Consider the following 20,473-nt stretch of genomic DNA (forward strand, 5'->3'; position numbering starts at 1 on the left):
CCCTGAGCAGGGAGGGTGCCGTGGTGGTGACGCACCCGTGTCGCGGCAACGCCTTCCCGGTCACGCCCCGTGCTTAACGTCGCTGCCACTAACCCGATCGAGGAGGCCGGATGTTCCTGCACACCAGCAAGTTGCAGTTCGAGGCCAAGCCCTCCGCGCCCGACGCGCTGTTCGCGCGCAAGCTCCAGGAGCTGATCGGTGGCGCGTACGGCGAGATGACCGTGACGATGCAGTACCTGTTCCAGGGCTGGAACTGCCGCATGGAGGGCAAGTACAAGGACCTGATCATGGACGTGGCCACCGAGGAGATCGGCCACGTGGAGATGCTGGCGACGATGGTGGCGCGCCTGCTGGAGGGCGCGCCGTCCGAGGTGACCGCCAAGGCCGTGGAGGACCCGGTGGTGGCCGCCGTGGTCGGCGGCATGGACGTCCAGCAGGCCATCGTCAGCGGTGGCGGGCCCACCCTGTCCGACAGCAACGGCGTGCCGTGGAACGGCCGCTTCATCGTGGCCAGCGGCAACCTCATGGCCGACTTCCGGGCCAACGTCGCGGCCGAGGCGCAGGGCAGGCTCCAGACCGCGCGCCTGTACAACATGACCGACGACCCTGGCGTGCGCGACATGCTCAAGTTCAACCTGGCCCGCGACACGGCGCACCAGAACATGTGGCTCGCCGCCATCGAGGAGCTCCAGGAGGACGGCCTCGAAGGCCCGATCAGCCCGAGCGCGCTGTTCGACGAGGAGTACCAGGAGCACGCGAGCACCATCTGGCACAACTCCGACGGCGTGCACGGTCCCGAGGGCCGCTGGGCGTCCGGACCCACGCCGGACGGCGCGCACGAGTTCTCCTACGTGATGGACGCGCAGCCGCTGGGCGACAAGGCGTCCGCGCCGAAGCCCGACCCGCTGCTCTACGCGACCAGCCCGGCGAACCTGGGCATGATCGAGAAGGCCATCCGCAAGCTCACCTGATCGCGAACCCCCCGCGGCGGCCACCCGACCGGGTGGCCGCCGCCAAGAGCACGGAAGGGACGGTGGGATGGTCGGCATCTCGTTGAGCACGCCGGTCGCGCGGCTGCGCTCGGCGGCCGTGGTCATGGGCCCGGCCTTCGTGGTCGCGGTCGCCTACGTCGACCCGGGCAACTTCGCCACCAACATGGCGGGCGGGGCCGCCCACGGCTACCTGTTGCTGTGGGTGATCGTCAGCGCGAGCGCGCTGGCGATGTTCATCCAGTACCAGTCGGCCAAGCTCGGCATCGTCACCGGGCGCAACCTGCCCGAGCTGTGCCGGGAGCACTACCCGCGGCCGGTGACGCGGCTGCTGTGGGTGCAGGCGGAGCTGGTGGCGATGGCCACCGACCTGGCCGAGTTCGTCGGGGCCGCGGTGGCGCTGAACCTGCTGTTCGACGTGCCGCTGCTGCCCGCCGCGCTCATCACGGCCGTGGTGTCCGCGGGCATCCTCGCGCTGGCCCCGCTGCGCCGGCGGCGGTTCGAGTCGGTGATCATCGGGCTGCTCGCGATCGTGCTCGGCGGGTTCCTCTACCAGGCGCTGCGGCTGGGGCCACCGACCGGCGCGGCGGCCGGTCTGGTGCCCGGCTTCGCCGGCGCGGACAGCGTCCTGCTGGCCACCGGGATGCTCGGCGCAACCGTGATGCCGCACGTCATCTACCTGCACTCCGCGCTCACCCAGCACCACCACACCACCGACGCGCCCACCCGGCGGCGCGCGCTGCGGGCCAGCCGCGCCGACATCGTGGTGGCCCTCGGCATCGCCGGGGTGGTCAACGCGAGCATGCTCGTCGTGGCCGCCGGCGCGTTCCACGGCACCGGCGCGGCCGGCGAGTCGCTGGAGGACATGCACAGCGGCCTCGGCTCCCTGCTCGGCCCCGGCGCGGCGCTGGCGTTCGCGCTGGCGCTGCTGGCCTCGGGCCTGGCCGCGTCCAGCGTCGGCACCTACTCCGGCCAGGTCGTCATGGAGGGCTTCCTGCGCCGCCGCATCCCGCTGTCGCTGCGCCGGCTGCTGACCATGGCGCCGGCCCTGGCGGTGCTCGCGCTGGGCGTCGACCCGACCCGGGCGCTCGTGCTCAGCCAGGTGGTGCTGTCGTTCGGCATCCCGTTCGCCCTGGTGCCGCTGGTGCTGCTGGGCCGGCGCCGCGACGTCATGGGCGAGGCCGTCAACCGGCGGGGCGCCACCCTCTTCGGCCTGGCCGGCGCGCTGGTCATCTCGGCGCTGAACCTGTTCCTGCTGGTCCGCACCGTCACCGGGTGAGGTGGCTGGGCAGCGCGACGGTCCGGCCGCGGTCGACGCGCGTGACCGCGGCCGGCGGGTCGCGCCGCTCGACCTCGGCGAGGAAGTCCGACAGCGGCGACTTCATCACCGTGTAGTCGTCGTAGTGCACCGGCACGACCCGCCGCGGCCGCAGCAGCTCCAGCAGGTCGACGCCCTGCGCGCCGTCCATGGTGAGCAGCACGCCGAACGCCCGGGTCCCGCCCAGGTGCACCACGGCCACGTCGATCACCGGGTAGCGCTCGCGGACCTCGCGCAGCTCGTCGTGCACGAGCGTGTCGCCGCTGAGGTAGATCCGCAGCGGTTCGGCGTCGGGCGCGGCCCGGTACTCCACCATGCTGCCCATCACCGGCGGCAGCAGCCGGGCCAGCCGGCCGCGGGCGTGCGTGCCGGGCAGGGACGTCACGGTCACGCTCGCGCCGCCCTTGGTCAGCCTGAGGTCGTCCCAGGTGGGCAGCGCGACCGTCTCCCGGAACCCGCGCCGGCCCAGGTGGCGCGCCGCCTGCGGGGTGGTCAGGATCGGCAGGTCGCGGTTCAGCTCGCGCACCGCGACCCGGTCGAAGTGGTCGCCGTGCATGTGCGACAGCACCACCGCGTCCAGCGCGGGCAGCTCGTCGATGCCGATGGCGGGGTCCTTCAGCCGCCGGGACACCAGGCCGTTGCCCAGGTAGGTCCACTGGCCGCGGCGGATGAAGTTGGGGTCGGTCAGCAGGGTGAACGGCCCCAGCCTCAGCACGGTGGTGGCGTTGCCGATGAACCGGAGGGAGTTCTGCTCGTCCATGGGGCCGGGGTGCCCGAACGAGCGGTGCCCAACCGCTCAGACGTTGCGCCGGTACTGCCCGCCCACCTCGAAGAACGCCTCGGTGATCTGGCCCAGCGTGCACACCCGCGCCGCGTCCACCAGCACCTCGAACACGTTCTCCCCCGCCGTGGCGGCCTCCTTGAGCCTGCGCAGCGCGGGCTCGGCCTCGGCGGCGTGCGCGGCGGCGAACGCCCTGGTCCGCTCGACCTGGGAGCGCTTCTCGTCCTCGGTGGCGCGGGCCAGCTCGATGGTCACCGGTTCGCGCGAGCCGTGCTCGGGAAGGAAGGTGTTCACGCCGATCAGCGGCAGCGAGCCGTCGTGCTTGCGCTGCTCGTAGAGCATCGACTCGTCCTGGATGCGGCCGCGCTGGTAGCCGGTCTCCATCGCGCCCAGCACGCCGCCGCGCTCCGAGAGCCGGTCGAACTCGGCCAGCACCGCCTCCTCGACCAGGTCGGTCAGCTCCTCGACGACGAACGAGCCCTGGAGCGGGTTCTCGTTCATCGACAGGCCCCACTCCTTGTTGATGATGAGCTGGATGGCCATGGCGCGGCGCACCGAGGACTCCGTGGGCGTGGTGACGGCCTCGTCGTAGGCGTTGGTGTGCAGCGAGTTCGTGTTGTCGTAGAGCGCGCACAGCGCCTGCAACGTGGTGCGGATGTCGTTGAAGTCCATCTCCTGCGCGTGCAGGGACCGCCCGGAGGTCTGCACGTGGTACTTGAACTTCTGCGACCGCTCGTTGGCGCCGTAGCGCTCGCGCATGGCGATCGCCCAGATGCGCCGCGCCACCCGGCCGATCACGCTGTACTCGGCGTCCATCCCGTTGGAGAAGAAGAACGACAGGTTGGGCGCGAAGTCGTCCACGTCCATGCCGCGGGCCAGGTACGACTCGACGTAGGTGAACCCGTTGGCCAGGGTGAAGGCCAGCTGGCTGATGGGGTTCGCCCCGGCCTCGGCGATGTGGTAGCCGGAGATCGACACCGAGTAGAAGTTGCGCACGTCGTTGCGGATGAACCACTCCTGGATGTCGGCCATCATCCGCAGCGAGAACTCGGTGGAGAAGATGCAGGTGTTCTGGCCCTGGTCCTCCTTGAGGATGTCGGCCTGCACGGTGCCGCGCACGGTGGCCAGCGCCCGCGCCCTGAGCTCGCCGGCCTCCGCCTCGGACGGCTCGCGGCCGTGCTCGGCGCGGAACCCGTCGACCTGCTGGTCCACGACCGTGTTGAGGAAGAACGCCAGGATGGTCGGCGCGGGCCCGTTGATGGTCATCGACACCGACGTGGTCGGCGAGGTGAGGTCGAAGCCGTCGTAGAGCGCCTTCATGTCGTCCAGGGTCGCGATGGACACGCCGGACGTGCCGACCTTGCCGTAGACGTCCGGCGGGGTCCCGGGGTCGCGGCCGTAGAGGGTCACCGAGTCGAACGCGGTGGACAGCCTGGTCGCCGGCGAGCCCTGCGACAGGTACTTGAACCGGCGGTTGGTGCGGAACGCGTCGCCCTCGCCGGCGAACATCCGCGCCGGGTCCTCGCCCTCCCGCTTGAACGGGAACACTCCCGCGGTGTAGGGAAAGCGGCCGGGCAGGTTCTCCGCGCGCAGGAACCGCAGCAGCGTGCCCCCGTCCTCGTAGCGCGGCAGCGCCACGCGGCGGACCCGGTTGCCCGACAGCGTCTCCCTGGTCAGGGTCGTGCGGATCTCGCGGTCCCGGACGCGGACCACCAGCTCGTCGCCGCTGTAGTCCTCGACCACCCGGGGCCACTCGGCCAGCAGCGCGGCGGCCTCGGCGTCGACCCGCTCCTCCGCCGACCGCAGCAGCGAGGTGATCGCGGCGGTGTCGTGGCCCGCGGCCTCCAGCTCGTCGCGCGCCGCGCGCAGGTGCGCGGCCCGGCGCACCGCGTCCACGTGCGTCTCGGTGGCCCGGTGGTAGCCGCGCACGGTCTCGGCGATCTCGGCCAGGTACCGGGCGCGGGAGGCGGGCACCACGGTGGCCGCCGACGTCGAGACCCGACCGGTCGCGGCGGGCAGCACGCCCTCCTCGGTGGGCAGCCCACGCCGGGCCAGCTCGTCGCGCAGGTGCTGGTAGAGCGCTGTCACGCCGTCGTCGTTGAACGTGGCCGCGGACGTGCCGAAGACCGGCATCTCCTCCCAGGGGACGCCGAACGCCTCCCGGTTGCGCACCAGCTGGCGGGCCACGTCGCGGCGGGCGTCCTCGGCGCCGCGGCGCTCGAACTTGTTGATCGCCACCGCGTCGGCGTGGTCGAGCATGTCGATCTTCTCCAGCTGCGACGCGGCGCCGAACTCGGGCGTCATCACGTACAGCGAGAGGTCGACGAACGGCACGATCGCCGCGTCGCCCTGGCCGATGCCCGGCGTCTCCACCACGACCAGGTCGAAGCCCGCCGCGCGGCAGGCCAGGATCGCGTCGGCCAGGCCGTCGGGCACCTCCGAGCCCGCGCGGCGGGTGGCCAGGGACCGGAAGAACACCCGGTCGCCGTCCAGGCAGTTCATCCGGATGCGGTCGCCGAGCAGCGCGCCGCCGCCCTTGCGGCGGGTCGGGTCCACGGCCAGCACCGCGACGCGCAGCTTGTCCTGCTGGTCGAGCCGGAACCGGCGGACCAGCTCGTCGGTCAGCGAGGACTTGCCGGAGCCGCCGGTGCCGGTGATGCCCAGGACGGGGACGGTCCGCGAGCCGGCGGCCGCGACCAGGCGTTCCCGCAGGTCGTCGGGCAGCCGACCGGCCTCGATGAGGGTGATGGCGCGGGCCAGCACGTCGTCGGCGCCGGTGAACAGGCCGTCCCAGGACGCGGGCGCGCGGTCGGTCAGCGGGTGGTCGCACGCCTCGACCATGGTGTTGATCATGCGGGCGAGGCCCAGCTCCTGGCCGTCGGCCGGGGAGAAGATGCGCGTCACGCCCCGCGAGTGCAGCAGCTCGATCTCCTCGGGCACGATGACGCCGCCACCGCCGCCGAAGACCTTGACGTGGCCGGCGCCGCGCTCGTTGAGCAGTTCCACCAGGTAGGTGAAGTACTCGACGTGCCCGCCCTGGTAGGCGCTGATGGCGATGCCCTGCACGTCCTCCTGGACGGCCGCGTCGACGACCTCGCGGACCGAGCGGTTGTGGCCCAGGTGCACGACCTCCGCGCCCTGCGACTGGAGGATGCGGCGCATGATGTTGATCGCCGCGTCGTGCCCGTCGAACAGGCTCGCCGCGGTGATGAAGCGGACCGGGTGCTCCGGGGTGTGCAGCGTGGTGGCGGCGGTCACGACGGCTCCTTCGGCATCGACGACTGCCACCAGATTACTAGGACATCCATTTATCGGAAGTAATACCGACCTGTGGGGCGCGTCACCGGGGTCGCGGGGCCGCTCGACCGGTTGGTCCGCCGGGGGTCGGGACCGCTCCCCGCCCGCTCGTGATCATCCTGGACCAACGGGCGCCGAGCGGTCCGCCCCACCCGAACCGCCGCGTCGCACGATCCACCCGGGTTCCCCCGCCAGGCGCGCGCGAACCCGGCAGAAGCATTGCCGCGTTCCCACCTCGGGGGAACCGAATGCTTTCCCCTTCGGTCCCGAACGATTCGAACAATGTTCGCCTTTTACCACGGACAGGGTCTTGAGCAGGCCGCCGACAGGCGTCCCACCACACGGCCAGGTGACACATTCACCCCGTTCAGGTCGTTCCCCGACCCTGCTCGCAGATGATCAGGATCATGCGTGTAACTTGCCTCCAAAAGGGGTAGAGGGACGTCCATGAGCAGCACACCGATCTACGACGAGCTGGCCGCCATCCTGCTCGCCGACAACCAGGCGGCCGCCGAGGCGGCCCCGCAGCACCAGGCCGAGCAGGCGGCGGAAGAGCCGGCCAAGCAGGTCCGGACCGGCGGCCGTCGGCGCAAGCCGGAACCGGAAGCCTGAGCCCTCGGTTTTCTGCTCTTCCGGGTCGAACAGGCGTTCGACCCCCGCGCTATGCTGCGGACATGCAGGTGTCGCTGTTCGACGACGGTGCCGTGCCCGCCCTGCGCCCCCTCACCGCCCTCCGGCGGACCCCCCTCGGTGACGACGCGTGGATCGACGTGCTCCCGGGTTGGCTCACCGGCGCGGACGCGCTGTTCCACCACCTGGCCGACGAGGTCCCGTGGCGCGCCGAGCGCCGGCGGATGTACGAACGCGTGGTGGACGTTCCCCGCCTGCTCTGCTTCTACGACGAGCAGGCCCCCCTGCCCCACCCGGTGCTGACCGAGGCGCGCACCGCGCTCGACGACCGGTACCGCGAGGAACTGGGCGAGCCGTTCCGCACCGCCGGCCTCTGCTACTACCGCGACGGCCGGGACAGCGTGGCCTGGCACGGCGACACGATCGGGCGAGGCGCCACGCAGGACACGGTGGTGGCCATCCTGTCCGTCGGCGCTCCCCGCGTCCTGGCCCTGCGCCCGCGCGGTGGCGGTGGCGGTGGCGGTGGCGGCGCGACCGTGAAGCACGCGCTGGGCCACGGCGACCTGATCGTCATGGGCGGCTCCTGCCAGCGGACGTGGGAACACGCGGTGCCCAAGGCGAGCCGATCGGTAGGCCCGCGCATCAGCGTCCAGTTCCGCCCACGCGACGTGCGCTGACCCCTTCCGGTCCACAGTGGACCACACTCCCCCCGTTCACCCCGATCGCCATTCCACAGGGGCAGAACACCCTATATCCTTCGACAAGATCAACTCACAACCTCGGCCGGCAGACCACCACCCCACCCCTCCGTAGGGTCAGGGCCATGACAACACCCCCCATGGCCCAAACCGACCCGGACACCTCAACACCGGACGTCCCCGACGTGAGCGCCGAGTGGTACCTGGAGGTGGCCACGTGGGCCGCGTCGAGCCCGGGTTGGGCGCAGTGGCTGATCGCCTTCCTGACCGAGGCCCTGGTGGTCGTCTTCCCGGTCCTGTTCCTGGTCGTGTGGTGGCGAGCGCGCCACCGACCACCCGCCGCGTACCGCCGGGCCTTACTGGCGCCCGTGGTGACAGGCATCGCCTACGTGTCGAGCGAGGCGGTGAAGGTGCTCTGGCAGCAGGACCGCCCGTGCCGGGCACTGGGCGAGGTGGGCACCATCCTCACCTGCCCGGAGGTCGGCGACTGGTCGTTCCCCAGCAACCACTCCACGATCGTGGGTGCCGCAGCCGTAGCCGTCCTGTGGTCGAGCAGGGCCCTGGGCACCCTGGCCCTGGCGACCGCCCTGGTCGCCGCCACCACCAGGGTGCTGGTGGGAGTGCACTACCCGCACGACGTGGTGGCGGGCCTGCTGTTCGGCGCCGCAGTGGCCACCACCCTGCCCCTCCTGTCCCGCCTACCGCTACCGGTCCCGGGCAACCGCCCCGAACCGCCCCCCGCGCTCCCGACATCCGACTACCCGCCCGAGTCCTCTGTGGAGCAAACGATCCGCTTGTACCGTTGACCGCCCACCAAGCCACCCGGCACCCAACAACGATCGACCAGGTGTTGGAGGTGCGCGCCCTGCTCCTGTGGGCGCTCACGGCCATCCCACTGCTCACCGGTCTGCTCGTGCTGGTCCGCCACCGGCCCGTCACGGCGCTCGCGCCGGCCGTCGTGCCGTGGTCGTTCGGGCGGTACCGGCGCGGGTTCACCGAGCTGATCGGCGCGGCGTGGGAGCGGGTGTCGGCCCCCGGTCGCGGGCGAAGGTCTACGTCAGCTCGATCCTCAAGCGGCTCGACCTGCGCAACCGCGTGCAGGCGGCGATCGTCGCCCACGAGGCGGGCCTCATCCCGGCCGACAAGGGGGGAGGTCACCGCACCTGGCGGACCGTCACCTCGGCGCGGTCGACGTCCTGGCCGCAGCACGCGCACACCAACCGGGTGCTGACGCGGCCGCCGCAGTCGTTGTGCTCGGCCACGCTCGGCGGTCCCGCCTCGCCCGCCAGGTGGTGGTCGCCCCACTCCATCAACGTCATCAGCACCGGGGCGAGTCGTCGCCCCTTGGCTGTCAGCCGGTACTCGTGGCGCGGTGGCCGGTCCTGGTACAGCACGCGCTCCAGCACGCCGTGGTCGACCAGGCCGTTGAGGCGGTCGCTGAGCACGTTGCGCGCGATCGGCAGGCGGTTCAGGAAACCGTCGAAGCGGGTCACCCCGTAGAAGGCGTCGCGCACGATCAGCAACGTCCACCGCTCGCCGACCACCTCTAGCGTGCGGGCGATCGAGCAGACCTGGCCGTCGTACGTGCGTCGGAGCATCTGCGCATGATAACCACGAGTTTCGCGAAGAAACCAACTCATCCGATGATCCGATCACGGGTGGTGACGGTCGCGGGAGGACCTTGCGCGGACCGTGATGACCAGTTTCCCGTACCGCCGTTGTGGTCAGTCGCCGGACGCCGTTCGGAGGCGTCCGGCCGCGGTGTGCCCGGCCGATACCATCGCGTCGTGGACCAGGCCGACGACCTGCTGGCGTGGGCGCCGCCGACCTCCCGGGACGCGGCCCCGGCCATCTCCCTGCCCGGTTACAGCGACTTCCGGCTGGTCGCCCACGGCGGCGAGGGCACCGTCTACCGGGCCCGGTAGGACGGGCTGGGGCGGGACGTCGCGGTGAAGGTGCTCGACGTGGCCGACCCGGCGACGGTCAGCCGGTTCCGGCGTGAGCTGGAGATCACCGTCCGGCTGGGTCGCCAGCACCCGCACGTCGTCACCGCTCGACACCGGCGTGATCGCCGGGCAGCCGTGCATCGTGATGGAGTACCACGACCTCGGGTCGCCGCACGACCGGCTCCAGCAGCACGGGCCGCTCCCGGTGCGCGAGGTCGTCGCGGCCGGGATCGCGGTCGCGGACGCGCTGGCGTTCGCGCACGGGCAGGGCATCCTGCACCGGGACGTGAAGCCGCAGAACATCCTGGTGCTGCCCACGTCGTACGTGCTGGCGGACTTCGGCATCGCGCGGCGCGGACGCGGCGCACACGGCGTCGCTCCAACTGGTCAGCTACCGGCACGCCGCACCCCAGATGGTGGACGGCCGACCGCCCGCCGCGTCGGACGACCTGTGGTCGCTCGGCTCGACGCTGTTCACCCTGCTCGACGGCCAACCGCCGTTCACCTCGGACAACCCGGGCGAGGACACGATGCTCGCCTACCTCGGCCGGGTGCGGGAGGCCCCACCGCGCTCGCTGCTGCGGCGGGACGTGCCGGTCGAGCTGATCTCGATCATCCTGCGGTACCTGCGCAAGTCGCGCGAGGAGCGGTTCCCCGACGCGGCGTCGCTGCGCGCGGCGCCGGCGGCGCTGCCCACCCGGACCCCGCAGTCCGAAGTGGACCCCGACCACACGACCGTCCTGCGACGGGAGGTCGAGGAGCACTACCCGGAGGGCTCGACCGCGATCCCCGACTTCGGCCCGAAACCGACGGCTGGGAATGGGGATGAGAACGGAGCTGAGGCCGGACCCGGTTCTGGTCCGGGAACGGCATCAAGCGGCACCCTCGCGGAACCGGTCAGGACGTGGACCGACGAGCCGGCCGACCTGACGGTCCGCCACGACCCCGTGGCCCACCCGAGCACGGCCCACCCGAGCACGCCGAAACCGGTCACATCGAAGCCAACCGCGCCGAGGTCAACCGCGCCCGTGCCGCTGGTGGGGCCGGCCGAACCGCCCGGTGCGCGCCGACGGCCGCGCAAGGTGTGGGTCGCGGCCGGGATGGGTGCGCTCCTGGCCGGTGTCGCGGTCGGGGTGGCGCTGAGCCTGCCCGACCGGACCGGCGACGTCGCGGCGACCGGCTCGTCACCGCCCACCTCCCCACCGTCCTCTTCGGCCTCACCGGCTTCGACCGCCACCGCCTCAGCCGGGGTGCCGGTGGGTGGTGACCCCGGGTTCACCCCGGTCCTCAAGCGGTTGGAGGACGACGGGGACAGCATCGGGCTGTTCTGGACGGACCCGAGCGAAGGCAACGCGCAGTTCGTCGTGGTCGACGTGACGGGCGCGGAGGCCCGGTCGCTGGTGACGGTCGTCGCCGGTGAGACGTCGCACGTGCTGGAGGGCTTGGACCCGGCCGCACCGCAGTACTGCTTCCAGGTGCTCGCGATCGGCCTCGACGACCCGACCACGCAGCGCGGTGTCTCGGCCAAGACCTGCGCCGTCCGCAACGGCTGACGCCGGGCCCCGACCGTCCGGCACGCGGCACAACGACGGGAGAGTGCGAACCCGACGGCGGCAGCGGCTGGCGACGCCACAGAGGTCGCGGGTCCACGGCCCAGAACACCCTGCGGTACCAACGAACCCGACCACGCAGCCCGCGCCGGACCTCCCGCGCCAACCGCCACGCCCGCACGGCCGCCTCCGCCGAACCGCCACCCGCACGCGCACCCGCACGCGCACCCACCGGGCCCACCGCCGCACGGGCACCCGCCGGGCCCGCCGCCGCACGGGCACCCGCCGGGCCCGCCGCCTTCCCGGACTCCCCCGGCCCCTCCGGCGCGAAAGCAGCCCAATCGGCCAACCGCGCCAGTTCCACCGCCGCCGAACCCAGCCCAGCCGAACCCAACCCAGCCGAACCCGACTCCCCCGCAACCCCTCCGTCAACATCCCGAGCGACATCCCGAGCAACATCCGGCGCGGTCCGGTGCGGCGGCGGCGTCCGCCCGACCAACAGCAACGCGTCCAACACATAAGCCCAAGCCCCGACCACCCCGGCCCGCCGCAACCGCCACCGCCGCACCAAACGCGCCGGCACCAGCCCGGACACCGGCACCAACGGCACAGCCGCGAGCACCGCGTACCCGACCCACCGCCGCGACGGCACCAACCCGGACGCGGCCCGCCCCTCCACCGCACCCGACGGCGTCACCAGCGGCGGGGCGGAGAGCGGGGTGCTGGTCGGGCTCGCCGTGATCGAGGCGAGCCGGTCGAGGACCTCGCGCTTCTGCGCCGCGCTCGACCCTCCCGACGACACCCCGGAGACCGGGTCGAACGGCACCCGGCCCCACCCCGTGAAGTACACCTCGGGCCAGGCGGTGGCGTCCCGCCCAGCACGGCCCGCTCCTCCCCCGCCCCGGGCTGGAACCCGACCACCACGCGCGTCGGCAGCCCGACCGCCCGCCCCAGCACCGCGAACGCCGACGCGAACTGCTCCGCCGTGCCCGCGCCGGCCCCCGGCTCACCGGGCGCGCCGAACAGGAACCGCTCCAGGCGCGCGTACGACGACCCGACCGGCGCCTGCGCGTCGGGCGCACGCCCCTGCTTGACCACCTGCTCGATCGCCACCGCCCGCTCGTACGGCGTGCGCGCGTTCCTCACCACCTGCCGCGCGTACTCGGCCAGCGAGTACGGCAACCCGGGCAGCGCCAGGTAGCGCCGCGCCCGCCCGTCGTCCGGCACGCCCGCGTCGAGCAGGTCGTCGTCGTCCGGCACGTCGAGCACGCCGCGCACCCGGTAGGTCAGGCCGGGCCGCAGCTCGGCGGGCAGCACCAGCGAGCCGGAGTCCGGGTCGACCACCGCGCCGTCCAGGGTGACCGACGTCGGCCGGCCGGCGGTGGGCAGCCAGCTGCCGCGCAGCTCGCCGATGGTCGCCTGGACCTCCTCCTCGACCACGCGCGCCCGGCGGCAGGTCGGGCGCGGCCACCGCGCCGAGGGGGCCGTACAGCGAGGCCGCCTGCCAGGTCGCGCCCGAGTAGTCGGACAGCACCACCAGTCGCACGGCGCGTTCGGGCCCGCGCACCCGGAACAGCTCGGTGTCCCCCAGGCCGGCCCACGACGCCAGCTGCGGCAGCGGGTTGGCCACCCCGAGGGCGCTCACCGGCGGCTCCACCAGCTCTCTCGGCTCGAACGCGTCGTCCGGTGGCAGCGCGAGGGCCAGCACGGCCACCGCGGCCACGGGCACGGCGGGCAGCCCGAGCAGCACCCGGCCGCCGGTCTCCAGGCGGTCGACCACCAGCCAGCCCAGCGCGGTCAACGCCACCAGCGCGACCGCGACCAGGCCGGCCCGGTCCGCCCGACCGGCGGTCAGCAGCGCCGTGCAGGTGTAGAGCAGGGCCGCGCCGACGACCGGCGCGAGCAGCGACCGGCCACCGCGCAGCAGGGCGAGCACCACGAGCAGGGACACCGCGAACACCAGCAGCGCGCCGGGCGCCAGCAGTTCGGGGGTGGCGGGCGCCGGTCGGGCGGCGGTGAGCAGGCGCGGCACCAGGTCCAGCAGCACCGGCAGCGGGTCGGCCGGGTCGGCGGCCGGGTCCCGCGCCACCTGGTGCGCGACGACGACACCCGTCATGAGCAGCGCGAACACCACCAGGCCGGTCGGTACGCGACGCCACCGCAGCAGCGGCAGGCACAGGAACGCCGCCACCGCCGCGCCCGCGAACACCAGCGACGGCGCGAGGCCCTGCCAGCCGGCCCCCAGGTGCAGCGCGGCCACGACGAGCAGCAGCGCCGACCACCCCCACCGCACGCTCACCGCGACACCACCGCGTTCCACGCGTCCAGCAGGCCCTCGGCCGCGGCGGCGCGCAGGACCGGCACCGAGCCGATCGCGGACACCGCCCGCCCGGCGCCGGGGTCGACCACGAGCACCACGCCGACCGACGCGCGACCGGCCTCCAGCGCCGACGCCGACAGGTCCGACGACGCCCCGCACACCACCTCGACCACGTCCAGGTCGCGGACCGGCACCGAGCGCGCCACCGGCTCCCCGGCCACGGCCGTCAGGTCCGCGAGGGCGGTGAGCACCACCGCGGCGTCGGCGTCCACCGCGCCCGCGGGCAGCTCGACGTCCACCGCGCCGGAGGACGACAGCAGCCGCACCGGGTGCCCCTCGGCGACCGCCACCGCCACCAGCGACGCGGCCACCTCCACCGCGTCCTCCAGGTGCGCGTCCTCCAGGTGCGCGTCCTCCAGGTGCGCGGGGTCGGGGTAGCCGGCGGCGTGGTCGTCGAGCACGACCGCGAGCCCAGAGGAGGCCCTCGTCGTCGACCACCACGTCGGCCGGCGGCTGACCGGCGAACCAGGGCTTGCCGACGTCGGCCGGCGTCACCGGGTCGGTGCGGTGGACCGAGCCCGCCGCGCGGTCGACCACGACCACGCCGTCCGAGACGATGAGCACCTTGGCCGAGGGGCCGGGCGGCGCCTGGCGGCGGCCCGGGGCCAGCAGCGTGGCCAGGTCGATGACGGTGACCTGGCCGGTGCGGCGGTCGAGCACGATGAGCTCGTCATCGGACTGGGCGATCTCCAGCCGGGCGTCCGCGCCGCTGACCTGGAGCCGCGCCTGCGGCTTCCCGGAACTGGGGTTGACCTGGACGACCTCGCCGCGCTCGTCGTCGTTCAGCCAGGTGAGGCCGTCGGAGACCGCGACGGCGGTGCGGGGGATGCCGTCGCCCAGAGCGGCGCCGACCAGCAGCAACAGGCCCAGCGCGGCGGCGCTGAAGCTCGCCGACCCGCGTCGGCAGGCGTCGAGCGCGCGGCGGGCGGGGGTTCCCGGCTTCGGCAACACCCGGCGGATGCCAACGGCAGGGCGTGACGTTCCGGACCCGGCGGGCGAGCCTGCTCCGGACGGCCCACGGGCGCCGGACCGGATGCGTCCACATCGGACGCTCCCACGCGGCTACCAGCCGCCGCCACTCACCGCCGCCCCGCGCAGCCCCCACCCGCGGCCACCCCACACGGTCATCCACGCGGCCGGCACTCACCGCCACCACCTACCGCCGGCGCCCCGAATCTCCACCTACCCGACCCGCCTAGAACTCGGCCAACTCCTCCTGCGCCCGAGCGCACTCGACGGTCAGCCCGGAGTCCACCGCGCGGCTGATGTCGGCCAGCACGCGCAGCTGCTCGGCCGTCAGCACGTCGAACAGGTGCTCGCGCACCGCGCTCACGTGACCGGGCGCCGCCGTCTCCAGCACGGCGTACCCGGCGGCGGTGAGCGCGGCGATCGACCCGCGCCGGTCCGACGCGCAGGCCCGCCGCTCGACCCAGCCCTCCTTCTCCAGCCGGGCCACCGCGTGCGACAGCCGCGACCGCGAGGAGTGGCAGACCGTCGCCAGCTCGCTCATGCGCAGGGCGTGGTCCGGGGCCTCGGACAGCGCCACCAGGATCTCGTAGTAGGCCATGGGCATCCCGGAGTCCCGCTGGAGCTGGCGGTCCAGGTGTTCGGTGAACTTGGTCACGGCGGTCATGAAGCCACGCCAGACCTGTTGCTCCTCGGCGTTCAACCACCGCACTTCGCTCATGGCACCAATCATAGGTTGTTGTTGAACCCTCAACCAGGATGCGCTATGTTCTGTTGAGAGTTCAACCAAGACAACCACGAAGGACCGACATGACCTCGACCCAGATCCCCGGCTACCTCATCGGCACGTGGGCCATCGACCCGGTGCACTCCGACGTCTCGTTCGTGGTCCGCCACCTGGGTGTGTCCAAGGTCCGCGGCCACTTCGGCACGTTCGAGGGCACCATCGTGACCGCCGAGAACCCGCTGGAGTCCACGGTCACCGCCAAGATCGACGCCGGGTCGATCGACACGCGCAACGAGCAGCGCGACGCCCACGTCAAGGGCGAGGACTTCCTGGACGCCGCGAAGTACCCGGAGCTGACCTTCACCTCCACCGGTGTGCGCGCGCACGGCGAGGGCTTCCTGGTGGACGGCGAGCTGTCCCTGCACGGCGTGACCAAGCCCGTGACGCTGGAACTGGAGATCAACGGCTTCGGCGACGGCATGTCCGAGGGCGCGAAGGTCGTGGGCTTCTCCGCCTCCGCCGACATCAGCCGCAAGGACTTCGGCATCACCGGTGGCCCGGCGGGCGCCGTGGTCGGCGACAAGATCACCATCCTGCTGGAGATCGAGGCCGCCAAGCAGGGCTGAACGCACCACCGCAGGGGGCCCGCCGGAGCAACCGGCGGGCCTCTCGCACGTCCGGGTGACGCTCGGTGGAGGCGCTGTTCCCCCCGGAGAGTCATTTCGATACGGTCGCTCGACGCGCCGACCCCGGGTGAACCGGGTCCCGTGTTCACCCGTAGTAGGTCTTGACGCCGAATCGGACACAGTCCGCTCACAGTCGTAGACCACATAGGTGACAACGGACGCCGTCATGGCACCATCTGGCGCAGTACGCGCCGGACGCAGGCGAGGAGGGACCCGTGTGAACGCCCAGACCGAACAGGTCGACGACCTTCGGCTCGTCGCGCTCCCCACCGCGGTGAACGTCGCGGACATGTTCGTGCGCTTCTCGCTGGGCGAGTGGCGCCTGCGGGCCATGCAGGACGAGGCCGCGCAGACCGCGCGCAGACTGGTCGGCGCGGCCGTGGACGTGGCCGACCGGCAGGCCCCGGGCCTCCTGCTGGTGCGCCTGCGGCTGTCCGGCAGCCACCTGGTGGTGGAGGTCGAGGGCAACCGCCTCGCGCTGCCGCCGGAGCTGGCGAGCGGGCGCGCGGGCCTGGTGGACCTCACCGCGGGCGGGCACCTGGCGTGGTGCGAGCTGCCGCTGCCGTCGGGCATGAACGCCTCGGCCGTGCCGCTGCCGCGCCGCGAGCCGCGCCGCTCCCCCGCCGCCGAGCAGATGGGCGACGAGCCGGACGTGGACCCCGAGGTGATCCAGCGCATCCTCTACGGCCTGGGCGGCAACCCCACCCCCTAGACCCCGGCGCGAGTCGAACACCCAGGACCACCGTGTCGAACACTCAGGTGCGGTGAGTTCTGCGTTCAGGTCGCCCGCCGGGGTGGCGGGCCGGGCCTGAACGCAGAACTCGGGGGTCCCGAGCGTTCGACACGGTGGGCGCGAGTGTTCGACTCGCGGGTTTTCTAGGGGCGGGAGAGGGCTGCCAGGGCCAGGGCCAGGACTGCCGTGCCGAACCAGGAGGCGAGCGGTAGGCGCTCGTCCAGGACCACCACGCCCAGGACGGCCGCCACGGCGGGTTCGGCCAGGGTGAGGGTGGTGGCGGTGGCCGCGCTGGTGTGCCGCAGGCCGAGGCCGAACAGCAGGTAGGCCAGGAACGTGGTGACCAGCGCCAGGTGGGCCGTCACCGCCAGGCCCGCCGGGGTGGCCAGCCAGCCCGCGCCCAGCCACCACAGCACCGGCGCGGTGAGCAGGGACGCGCCGCCGAACACCGCGCCCACCACCGCCCGCGACGGGTGGCCGAGGCCGATCAGGTGCGCGCAGACCACCGAGTACGCGGCGTAGGACAGGCCCGCCACCAGCGCCAGCGCCACGCCGACCGGGTCGACGTGCGCCCCGCCACCGCTCAGCACCAGCACCGCGCAGCCGGTGACGGCGACGAGGGTGAGCAGAGGGCGCGAGCGCACGCCCAGCACGATCGGCGCGGTGGCCAGCGCCACGGTGGTGGCCACCGCGACACCCGTGCGCGCCACCGCCGGGTAGAACGCCAGCGCGTAGCCCGCGGCGGTCACCGCGCCGAGCAGCAGCAGCCGCCGGTCGGCGGTGCGCAGCACCTCGCGGGTGCCGCGCGCGGTCAGGAACAGCAGCAGCCCGCCGAACACCAGGCCCGCCGCGCCGACGGCCGCGGCCGGGACCGGGGCGGGCGCGAAGGAGCTGACGGTGCCGGTGGTGCCCCACAGCAGGCACGCCGCCAGGATCGGCAGCGGACCGGCGGTGGGACGAGGGCGTGCTCGTACGTCGAAGGTGGACACTGGGTCTCCGTTCGCGAAAAAGCCGAAGAGGACGCGCGAACGGGCGCACTGCCGAGCAGGTGCGTGAGGGGTCAGCCGGTGGTGCGCCCGGTCAGGCGCACGGCGGGGGGAGGACCACGTGCCAGTGGGTGTTCACGACCCGGATCGTAGCCGGGCCGGCCGGCGGTATCCTGGGATCATGGACGTCGGCGTGGCGGATGACCTGCTGCGGCGGTCTCTGGTGGTGCACAAGTTCGCGGTCGAGGAGCTCATGACGAAGCTCCGGATCCTCAGCGAGGAGTTCGACCTCGTCCACCGGCACGACCCGATCGAGCACGTCACCCAGCGGGTCAAGCGCCCCGACGCCATCCTGGACAAGCTCCGGCGCAAGGGCCTGCCCGCCGACCTGGCGCTGGCCGCCGAGCACCTGGACGACGTGGCCGGCGTGCGCGTGGTCTGCCCCTTCGTCTCCGACGTGTACCGGGTGCGCGACATGCTGGCGCGGCAGAGCGACCTGGAGATCCTCAAGACCAAGGACTACATCGCCCGGCCCAAGCCCAACGGCTACCGCAGCCTGCACCTGATCGTGCGCATCCCGGTGTTCCTGTCCGACCGGGTGGAGCACGTCAAGGTCGAGGTCCAGCTGCGGACCATCGCCATGGACTTCTGGGCCACGCTGGAGCACAAGCTCTACTACAAGTACGACGACCAGGTGCCCGCCGGGTTCGTGGAGGAGCTGACCAACACCGCCGCCATCGCGGCCGAGTTGGACGCCCGCATGGAGGCGCTGCACCTGGAGGTCCAGGAGGACGAGCGCTAGCCGGTCGGGAGGGCGGCGCGGACCCGGCTCCCAGGCCGGCGCGGACCCGGCGGCCGAGCCGGCGCGACCCGGCTCCCGGGCCGGCGAGGACCCGGCGGCCGAGCCGGCACGACCCGACTCCCGGGCCGGCGCGGACCCGGCGTTCGGCCCCGCCCGGCGAGTGCCTCCATCCCGGGTGCGTAGAACCACCCCGGAGTGGGCACTCCGTGCTTCGACGGACCGCCCCCGCCACCAACTCTTCGGCACCACCCCGCCCACGACGGCCGGCACGAGCCCGGTCAGGCGGTCCGCCGCGCCTTCTTCCCGAAGCACCGCCGATCCCTACGGATCGGTAGCCGCAAACGATGGTTCACGGATCTGGTTACGGTCCCGTGGACAATTTTTGAAGAACCCGTCCGGATTGGGCAGAATGAACTTCAAGTGCCCACCGGATGGCCAGCCTACCGAGCACGGCAAGCGTTGCCAGGTGACTGCGAATAACCCTCGCTTACTGGGCTTATTTACGAGACTGACCGGTCCAAACCTACCGATCGAGTGAACCGCACAACACTCGCGAGGAACACGCGACCGCATCCCGCAAAAATGTCGGACGACATTTAGTCAAATGCTCCGTTCGGCGGTCGCGACGATCCGGTAACAACAGTCAACGTTGGTCCGCAGCCGACCTGGCTCATTCTCAGAGGATCAGGATGGACACCCAGAAGATCTCCGCTCGATTAACGGCGCTCGCCCGCGCGCACGGCGTGCCGGGCCTCCAGTTCGCCGTGCACCACGACGGCCGGACGTGGACCCACGAGGTCGGTCTGGCCGCCGACGCCGCGGTACCCGTCGGCTCCATCACGAAGACGTTCACCGCGACCGTCGCCATGGCCCTGGTCTCCGACGGGGACCTCGACCTCGACGCCCCGCTGTCGGACCACCTCCCCTCGGTGGAGGACGAGCTGACCCTCCGCCACCTCCTCAGCCACACCGGCGGCCTGCCGTCGGACCCGGAGGACGTGCGCACCACGTCGCTGCGCCGCCACGTGGAGCAGGCGGTCCGCGACCTGGACCTGCTGCACCCGCCCGGCGAGGGCTTCTCCTACTCCAACATCGGCTACTCCCTGATCGGCCACCTGATCGAGGTCGCCACGGGGATGTCCTGGTGGGAGGCCGTGGACGCGGTGCTGCTCCGCCCGCTCGGCATCCGACCGCGGTTCACCGCGGGTCCGGGCGCGGGCGTCGGTGTGGTCCCCGGTCACGCCGTGAACGCGGGCACCGGCCGGGTCGTCCCGGTCGAGCAGTCGCTGGCCCTGGTCGACGCGCCGGCGGGCGCGCTGGCCGTCAGCGCCACCGACCTGGTGACCTTCGGCCGGATGCTGGGCGGCGCCGCGCCGCGCCTGATCGACCCCGCCGAGCTCGACCTGATGCGCACCCCGGTGCGGCACGCCGAGCCGTTCGGCATGGCCGACGGCTGGGGTCTCGGGCTCGCGCTGTTCCACCGGGACGGGGTGCGCTGGGTGGGCCACGACGGCACCGCCGACGGCACCTCGTGCCACCTGCGGATCAACCCCGAGGACGGCACCGCGGTGGCCCTGACCACCGACGCGAGCAGCGGCTTCGCATTGTGGCGCGACCTGGTTCCGGAACTCGCCGCGGCCGGTCTGCCGGTGGGCGATTACGACGGAATGCGCAACCTGAACCACCGCATCCCGCCGCCCCGGGACTGCACCGGCAGCTTCCGCAACGGGGACGTCGAATACGCCGTGCGCGCCGTGGACCGGGAGCGCCTGGCGCTCACCGTGGACGGGGAGCCGTTCGCCGACCTGTCGTTGTTCGACGGTCTGGTGTTCGCGATGCGGGATTCCGACACGGGTGACACCAACCAGACCGGGCGTTTCCTGCGGGATCCCGGCGACGGCAGCATCCGGTGGATCCAGATCGGTGGTCGACTGGCTCGCCGGCAGGTCTCGGAAATGGCCTGAAAGTCACGTTTAGACCTCAC

The 20,473-nt window shown here is 72.7% G+C and carries 20 protein-coding genes and 1 pseudogene; 13 read left to right on the top strand and 8 right to left on the bottom strand.

What is annotated here, in order from left to right:
- The first annotated feature begins 110 nt into the window (after nt 1–110).
- Nucleotides 111–971 (top strand): manganese catalase family protein, encoded by an 861-nt coding sequence (locus tag Q5530_RS00895; protein ID WP_415360008.1) that lies wholly within the window; start codon nt 111–113, stop codon nt 969–971.
- A gap of 67 nt (nt 972–1,038) precedes the next feature.
- Nucleotides 1,039–2,268 (top strand): Nramp family divalent metal transporter, encoded by a 1,230-nt coding sequence (locus tag Q5530_RS00900; RefSeq protein ID WP_415360010.1) that lies wholly within the window; start codon nt 1,039–1,041, stop codon nt 2,266–2,268.
- On the opposite strand, the gene Q5530_RS00905 is transcribed toward Q5530_RS00900, so the two are convergent.
- Nucleotides 2,258–3,067: an MBL fold metallo-hydrolase gene (locus Q5530_RS00905; RefSeq protein ID WP_415360011.1), complete on the bottom strand. Its 810-nt coding sequence runs from the start codon at nt 3,065–3,067 to the stop codon at nt 2,258–2,260. The genes Q5530_RS00900 and Q5530_RS00905 overlap by 11 nt on opposite strands.
- 36 nt (nt 3,068–3,103) lie before the next feature.
- Nucleotides 3,104–6,346, bottom strand: coding sequence for a fused isobutyryl-CoA mutase/GTPase IcmF (gene icmF, locus Q5530_RS00910; RefSeq protein ID WP_415360013.1), 3,243 nt, complete (start codon nt 6,344–6,346; stop codon nt 3,104–3,106).
- A 486-nt stretch (nt 6,347–6,832) separates the two neighbouring features.
- On the opposite strand from icmF, the gene Q5530_RS00915 reads away from it, so the two are divergent.
- From Q5530_RS00915 to Q5530_RS00925, 3 genes are all read left to right on the top strand, one after another.
- Nucleotides 6,833–6,997: a hypothetical protein gene (locus Q5530_RS00915; RefSeq protein ID WP_380637220.1), complete on the top strand. Its 165-nt coding sequence runs from the start codon at nt 6,833–6,835 to the stop codon at nt 6,995–6,997.
- Between the two features lie 62 nt (nt 6,998–7,059).
- Nucleotides 7,060–7,692, top strand: coding sequence for an alpha-ketoglutarate-dependent dioxygenase AlkB (locus Q5530_RS00920; protein WP_415360015.1), 633 nt, complete (start codon nt 7,060–7,062; stop codon nt 7,690–7,692).
- A 146-nt stretch (nt 7,693–7,838) separates the two neighbouring features.
- Nucleotides 7,839–8,519 carry a phosphatase PAP2 family protein gene (locus Q5530_RS00925; RefSeq protein WP_415360016.1) on the top strand — a complete coding sequence of 227 codons (681 nt, stop codon included), beginning with the start codon at nt 7,839–7,841 and terminating at the stop codon, nt 8,517–8,519.
- 348 nt (nt 8,520–8,867) lie between these two features.
- Here the strand turns inward: Q5530_RS00925 and Q5530_RS00930 are convergent, their stop codons facing one another.
- The gene (locus Q5530_RS00930; RefSeq protein ID WP_415360017.1) at nt 8,868–9,311 is read right to left on the bottom strand and encodes a winged helix-turn-helix transcriptional regulator; all 444 of its coding nucleotides are present in this window, start codon (nt 9,309–9,311) and stop codon (nt 8,868–8,870) included.
- Nucleotides 9,312–9,500: 189 nt separating this feature from the next.
- On the opposite strand from Q5530_RS00930, the gene Q5530_RS00935 reads away from it, so the two are divergent.
- The 3 genes and pseudogenes from Q5530_RS00935 (at nt 9,501) to Q5530_RS00945 (ending at nt 11,212) form a co-directional block, all read left to right on the top strand.
- On the top strand, nt 9,501–9,638 hold the full coding sequence (locus tag Q5530_RS00935) for a hypothetical protein (protein WP_415360018.1): 138 nt from the start codon (nt 9,501–9,503) through the stop codon (nt 9,636–9,638).
- A gap of 166 nt (nt 9,639–9,804) precedes the next feature.
- Nucleotides 9,805–9,960: pseudogene (locus tag Q5530_RS00940) on the top strand (protein kinase domain-containing protein); the annotation flags it as partial.
- Between the two features lie 112 nt (nt 9,961–10,072).
- On the top strand, nt 10,073–11,212 hold the full coding sequence (locus tag Q5530_RS00945) for a hypothetical protein (RefSeq protein ID WP_415360456.1): 1,140 nt from the start codon (nt 10,073–10,075) through the stop codon (nt 11,210–11,212).
- Between the two features lie 690 nt (nt 11,213–11,902).
- On the opposite strand, the gene Q5530_RS00950 is transcribed toward Q5530_RS00945, so the two are convergent.
- Genes Q5530_RS00950 through Q5530_RS00960 form a run of 3 tightly spaced genes read right to left on the bottom strand, consistent with a single transcriptional unit; the run spans nt 11,903 to nt 13,990 of the window.
- Complete coding sequence (locus tag Q5530_RS00950) at nt 11,903–12,322, bottom strand: transglutaminase-like domain-containing protein (RefSeq protein ID WP_415360020.1); 420 nt, start codon at nt 12,320–12,322, stop codon at nt 11,903–11,905.
- Nucleotides 12,216–13,508 carry a hypothetical protein gene (locus Q5530_RS00955; protein WP_415360021.1) on the bottom strand — a complete coding sequence of 431 codons (1,293 nt, stop codon included), beginning with the start codon at nt 13,506–13,508 and terminating at the stop codon, nt 12,216–12,218. The genes Q5530_RS00950 and Q5530_RS00955 overlap by 107 nt, the downstream gene beginning before the upstream one ends.
- Nucleotides 13,505–13,990: a hypothetical protein gene (locus tag Q5530_RS00960; protein WP_415360023.1), complete on the bottom strand. Its 486-nt coding sequence runs from the start codon at nt 13,988–13,990 to the stop codon at nt 13,505–13,507. The genes Q5530_RS00955 and Q5530_RS00960 overlap by 4 nt, the downstream gene beginning before the upstream one ends.
- A 106-nt stretch (nt 13,991–14,096) precedes the next feature.
- Between Q5530_RS00960 and Q5530_RS00965 the strand changes: the two genes are divergently transcribed.
- A complete protein-coding gene (locus Q5530_RS00965; protein ID WP_415360024.1) occupies nt 14,097–14,567 on the top strand; it encodes a hypothetical protein in 471 nt (156 codons plus the stop codon).
- Between the two features lie 217 nt (nt 14,568–14,784).
- On the opposite strand, the gene Q5530_RS00970 is transcribed toward Q5530_RS00965, so the two are convergent.
- A complete protein-coding gene (locus Q5530_RS00970; RefSeq protein WP_415360025.1) occupies nt 14,785–15,276 on the bottom strand; it encodes a MarR family winged helix-turn-helix transcriptional regulator in 492 nt (163 codons plus the stop codon).
- Between the two features lie 89 nt (nt 15,277–15,365).
- On the opposite strand from Q5530_RS00970, the gene Q5530_RS00975 reads away from it, so the two are divergent.
- Together Q5530_RS00975 and Q5530_RS00980 are read left to right on the top strand one after the other, a co-directional pair.
- Nucleotides 15,366–15,908 carry a YceI family protein gene (locus Q5530_RS00975; protein WP_415360026.1) on the top strand — a complete coding sequence of 181 codons (543 nt, stop codon included), beginning with the start codon at nt 15,366–15,368 and terminating at the stop codon, nt 15,906–15,908.
- A gap of 277 nt (nt 15,909–16,185) precedes the next feature.
- Nucleotides 16,186–16,680 (top strand): ATP-binding protein, encoded by a 495-nt coding sequence (locus Q5530_RS00980; RefSeq protein WP_380637234.1) that lies wholly within the window; start codon nt 16,186–16,188, stop codon nt 16,678–16,680.
- A gap of 164 nt (nt 16,681–16,844) precedes the next feature.
- Here Q5530_RS00980 and Q5530_RS00985 read toward each other — a convergent pair whose 3' ends face one another.
- Nucleotides 16,845–17,690 carry an EamA family transporter gene (locus Q5530_RS00985; protein WP_415360028.1) on the bottom strand — a complete coding sequence of 282 codons (846 nt, stop codon included), beginning with the start codon at nt 17,688–17,690 and terminating at the stop codon, nt 16,845–16,847.
- 178 nt (nt 17,691–17,868) lie between these two features.
- On the opposite strand from Q5530_RS00985, the gene Q5530_RS00990 reads away from it, so the two are divergent.
- A complete protein-coding gene (locus tag Q5530_RS00990) occupies nt 17,869–18,489 on the top strand; it encodes a GTP pyrophosphokinase family protein (RefSeq protein WP_380637236.1) in 621 nt (206 codons plus the stop codon).
- Nucleotides 18,490–19,178: 689 nt separating this feature from the next.
- On the top strand, nt 19,179–20,453 hold the full coding sequence (locus Q5530_RS00995; RefSeq protein WP_415360030.1) for a serine hydrolase domain-containing protein: 1,275 nt from the start codon (nt 19,179–19,181) through the stop codon (nt 20,451–20,453).
- The last annotated feature ends 20 nt before the right edge of the window (nt 20,454–20,473 follow it).

This window comes from Saccharothrix sp. BKS2 (genome assembly GCF_047689505.1).
GTDB classification, from domain to species: Bacteria; Actinomycetota; Actinomycetes; order Mycobacteriales; family Pseudonocardiaceae; genus Actinosynnema; species Actinosynnema lopnurensis.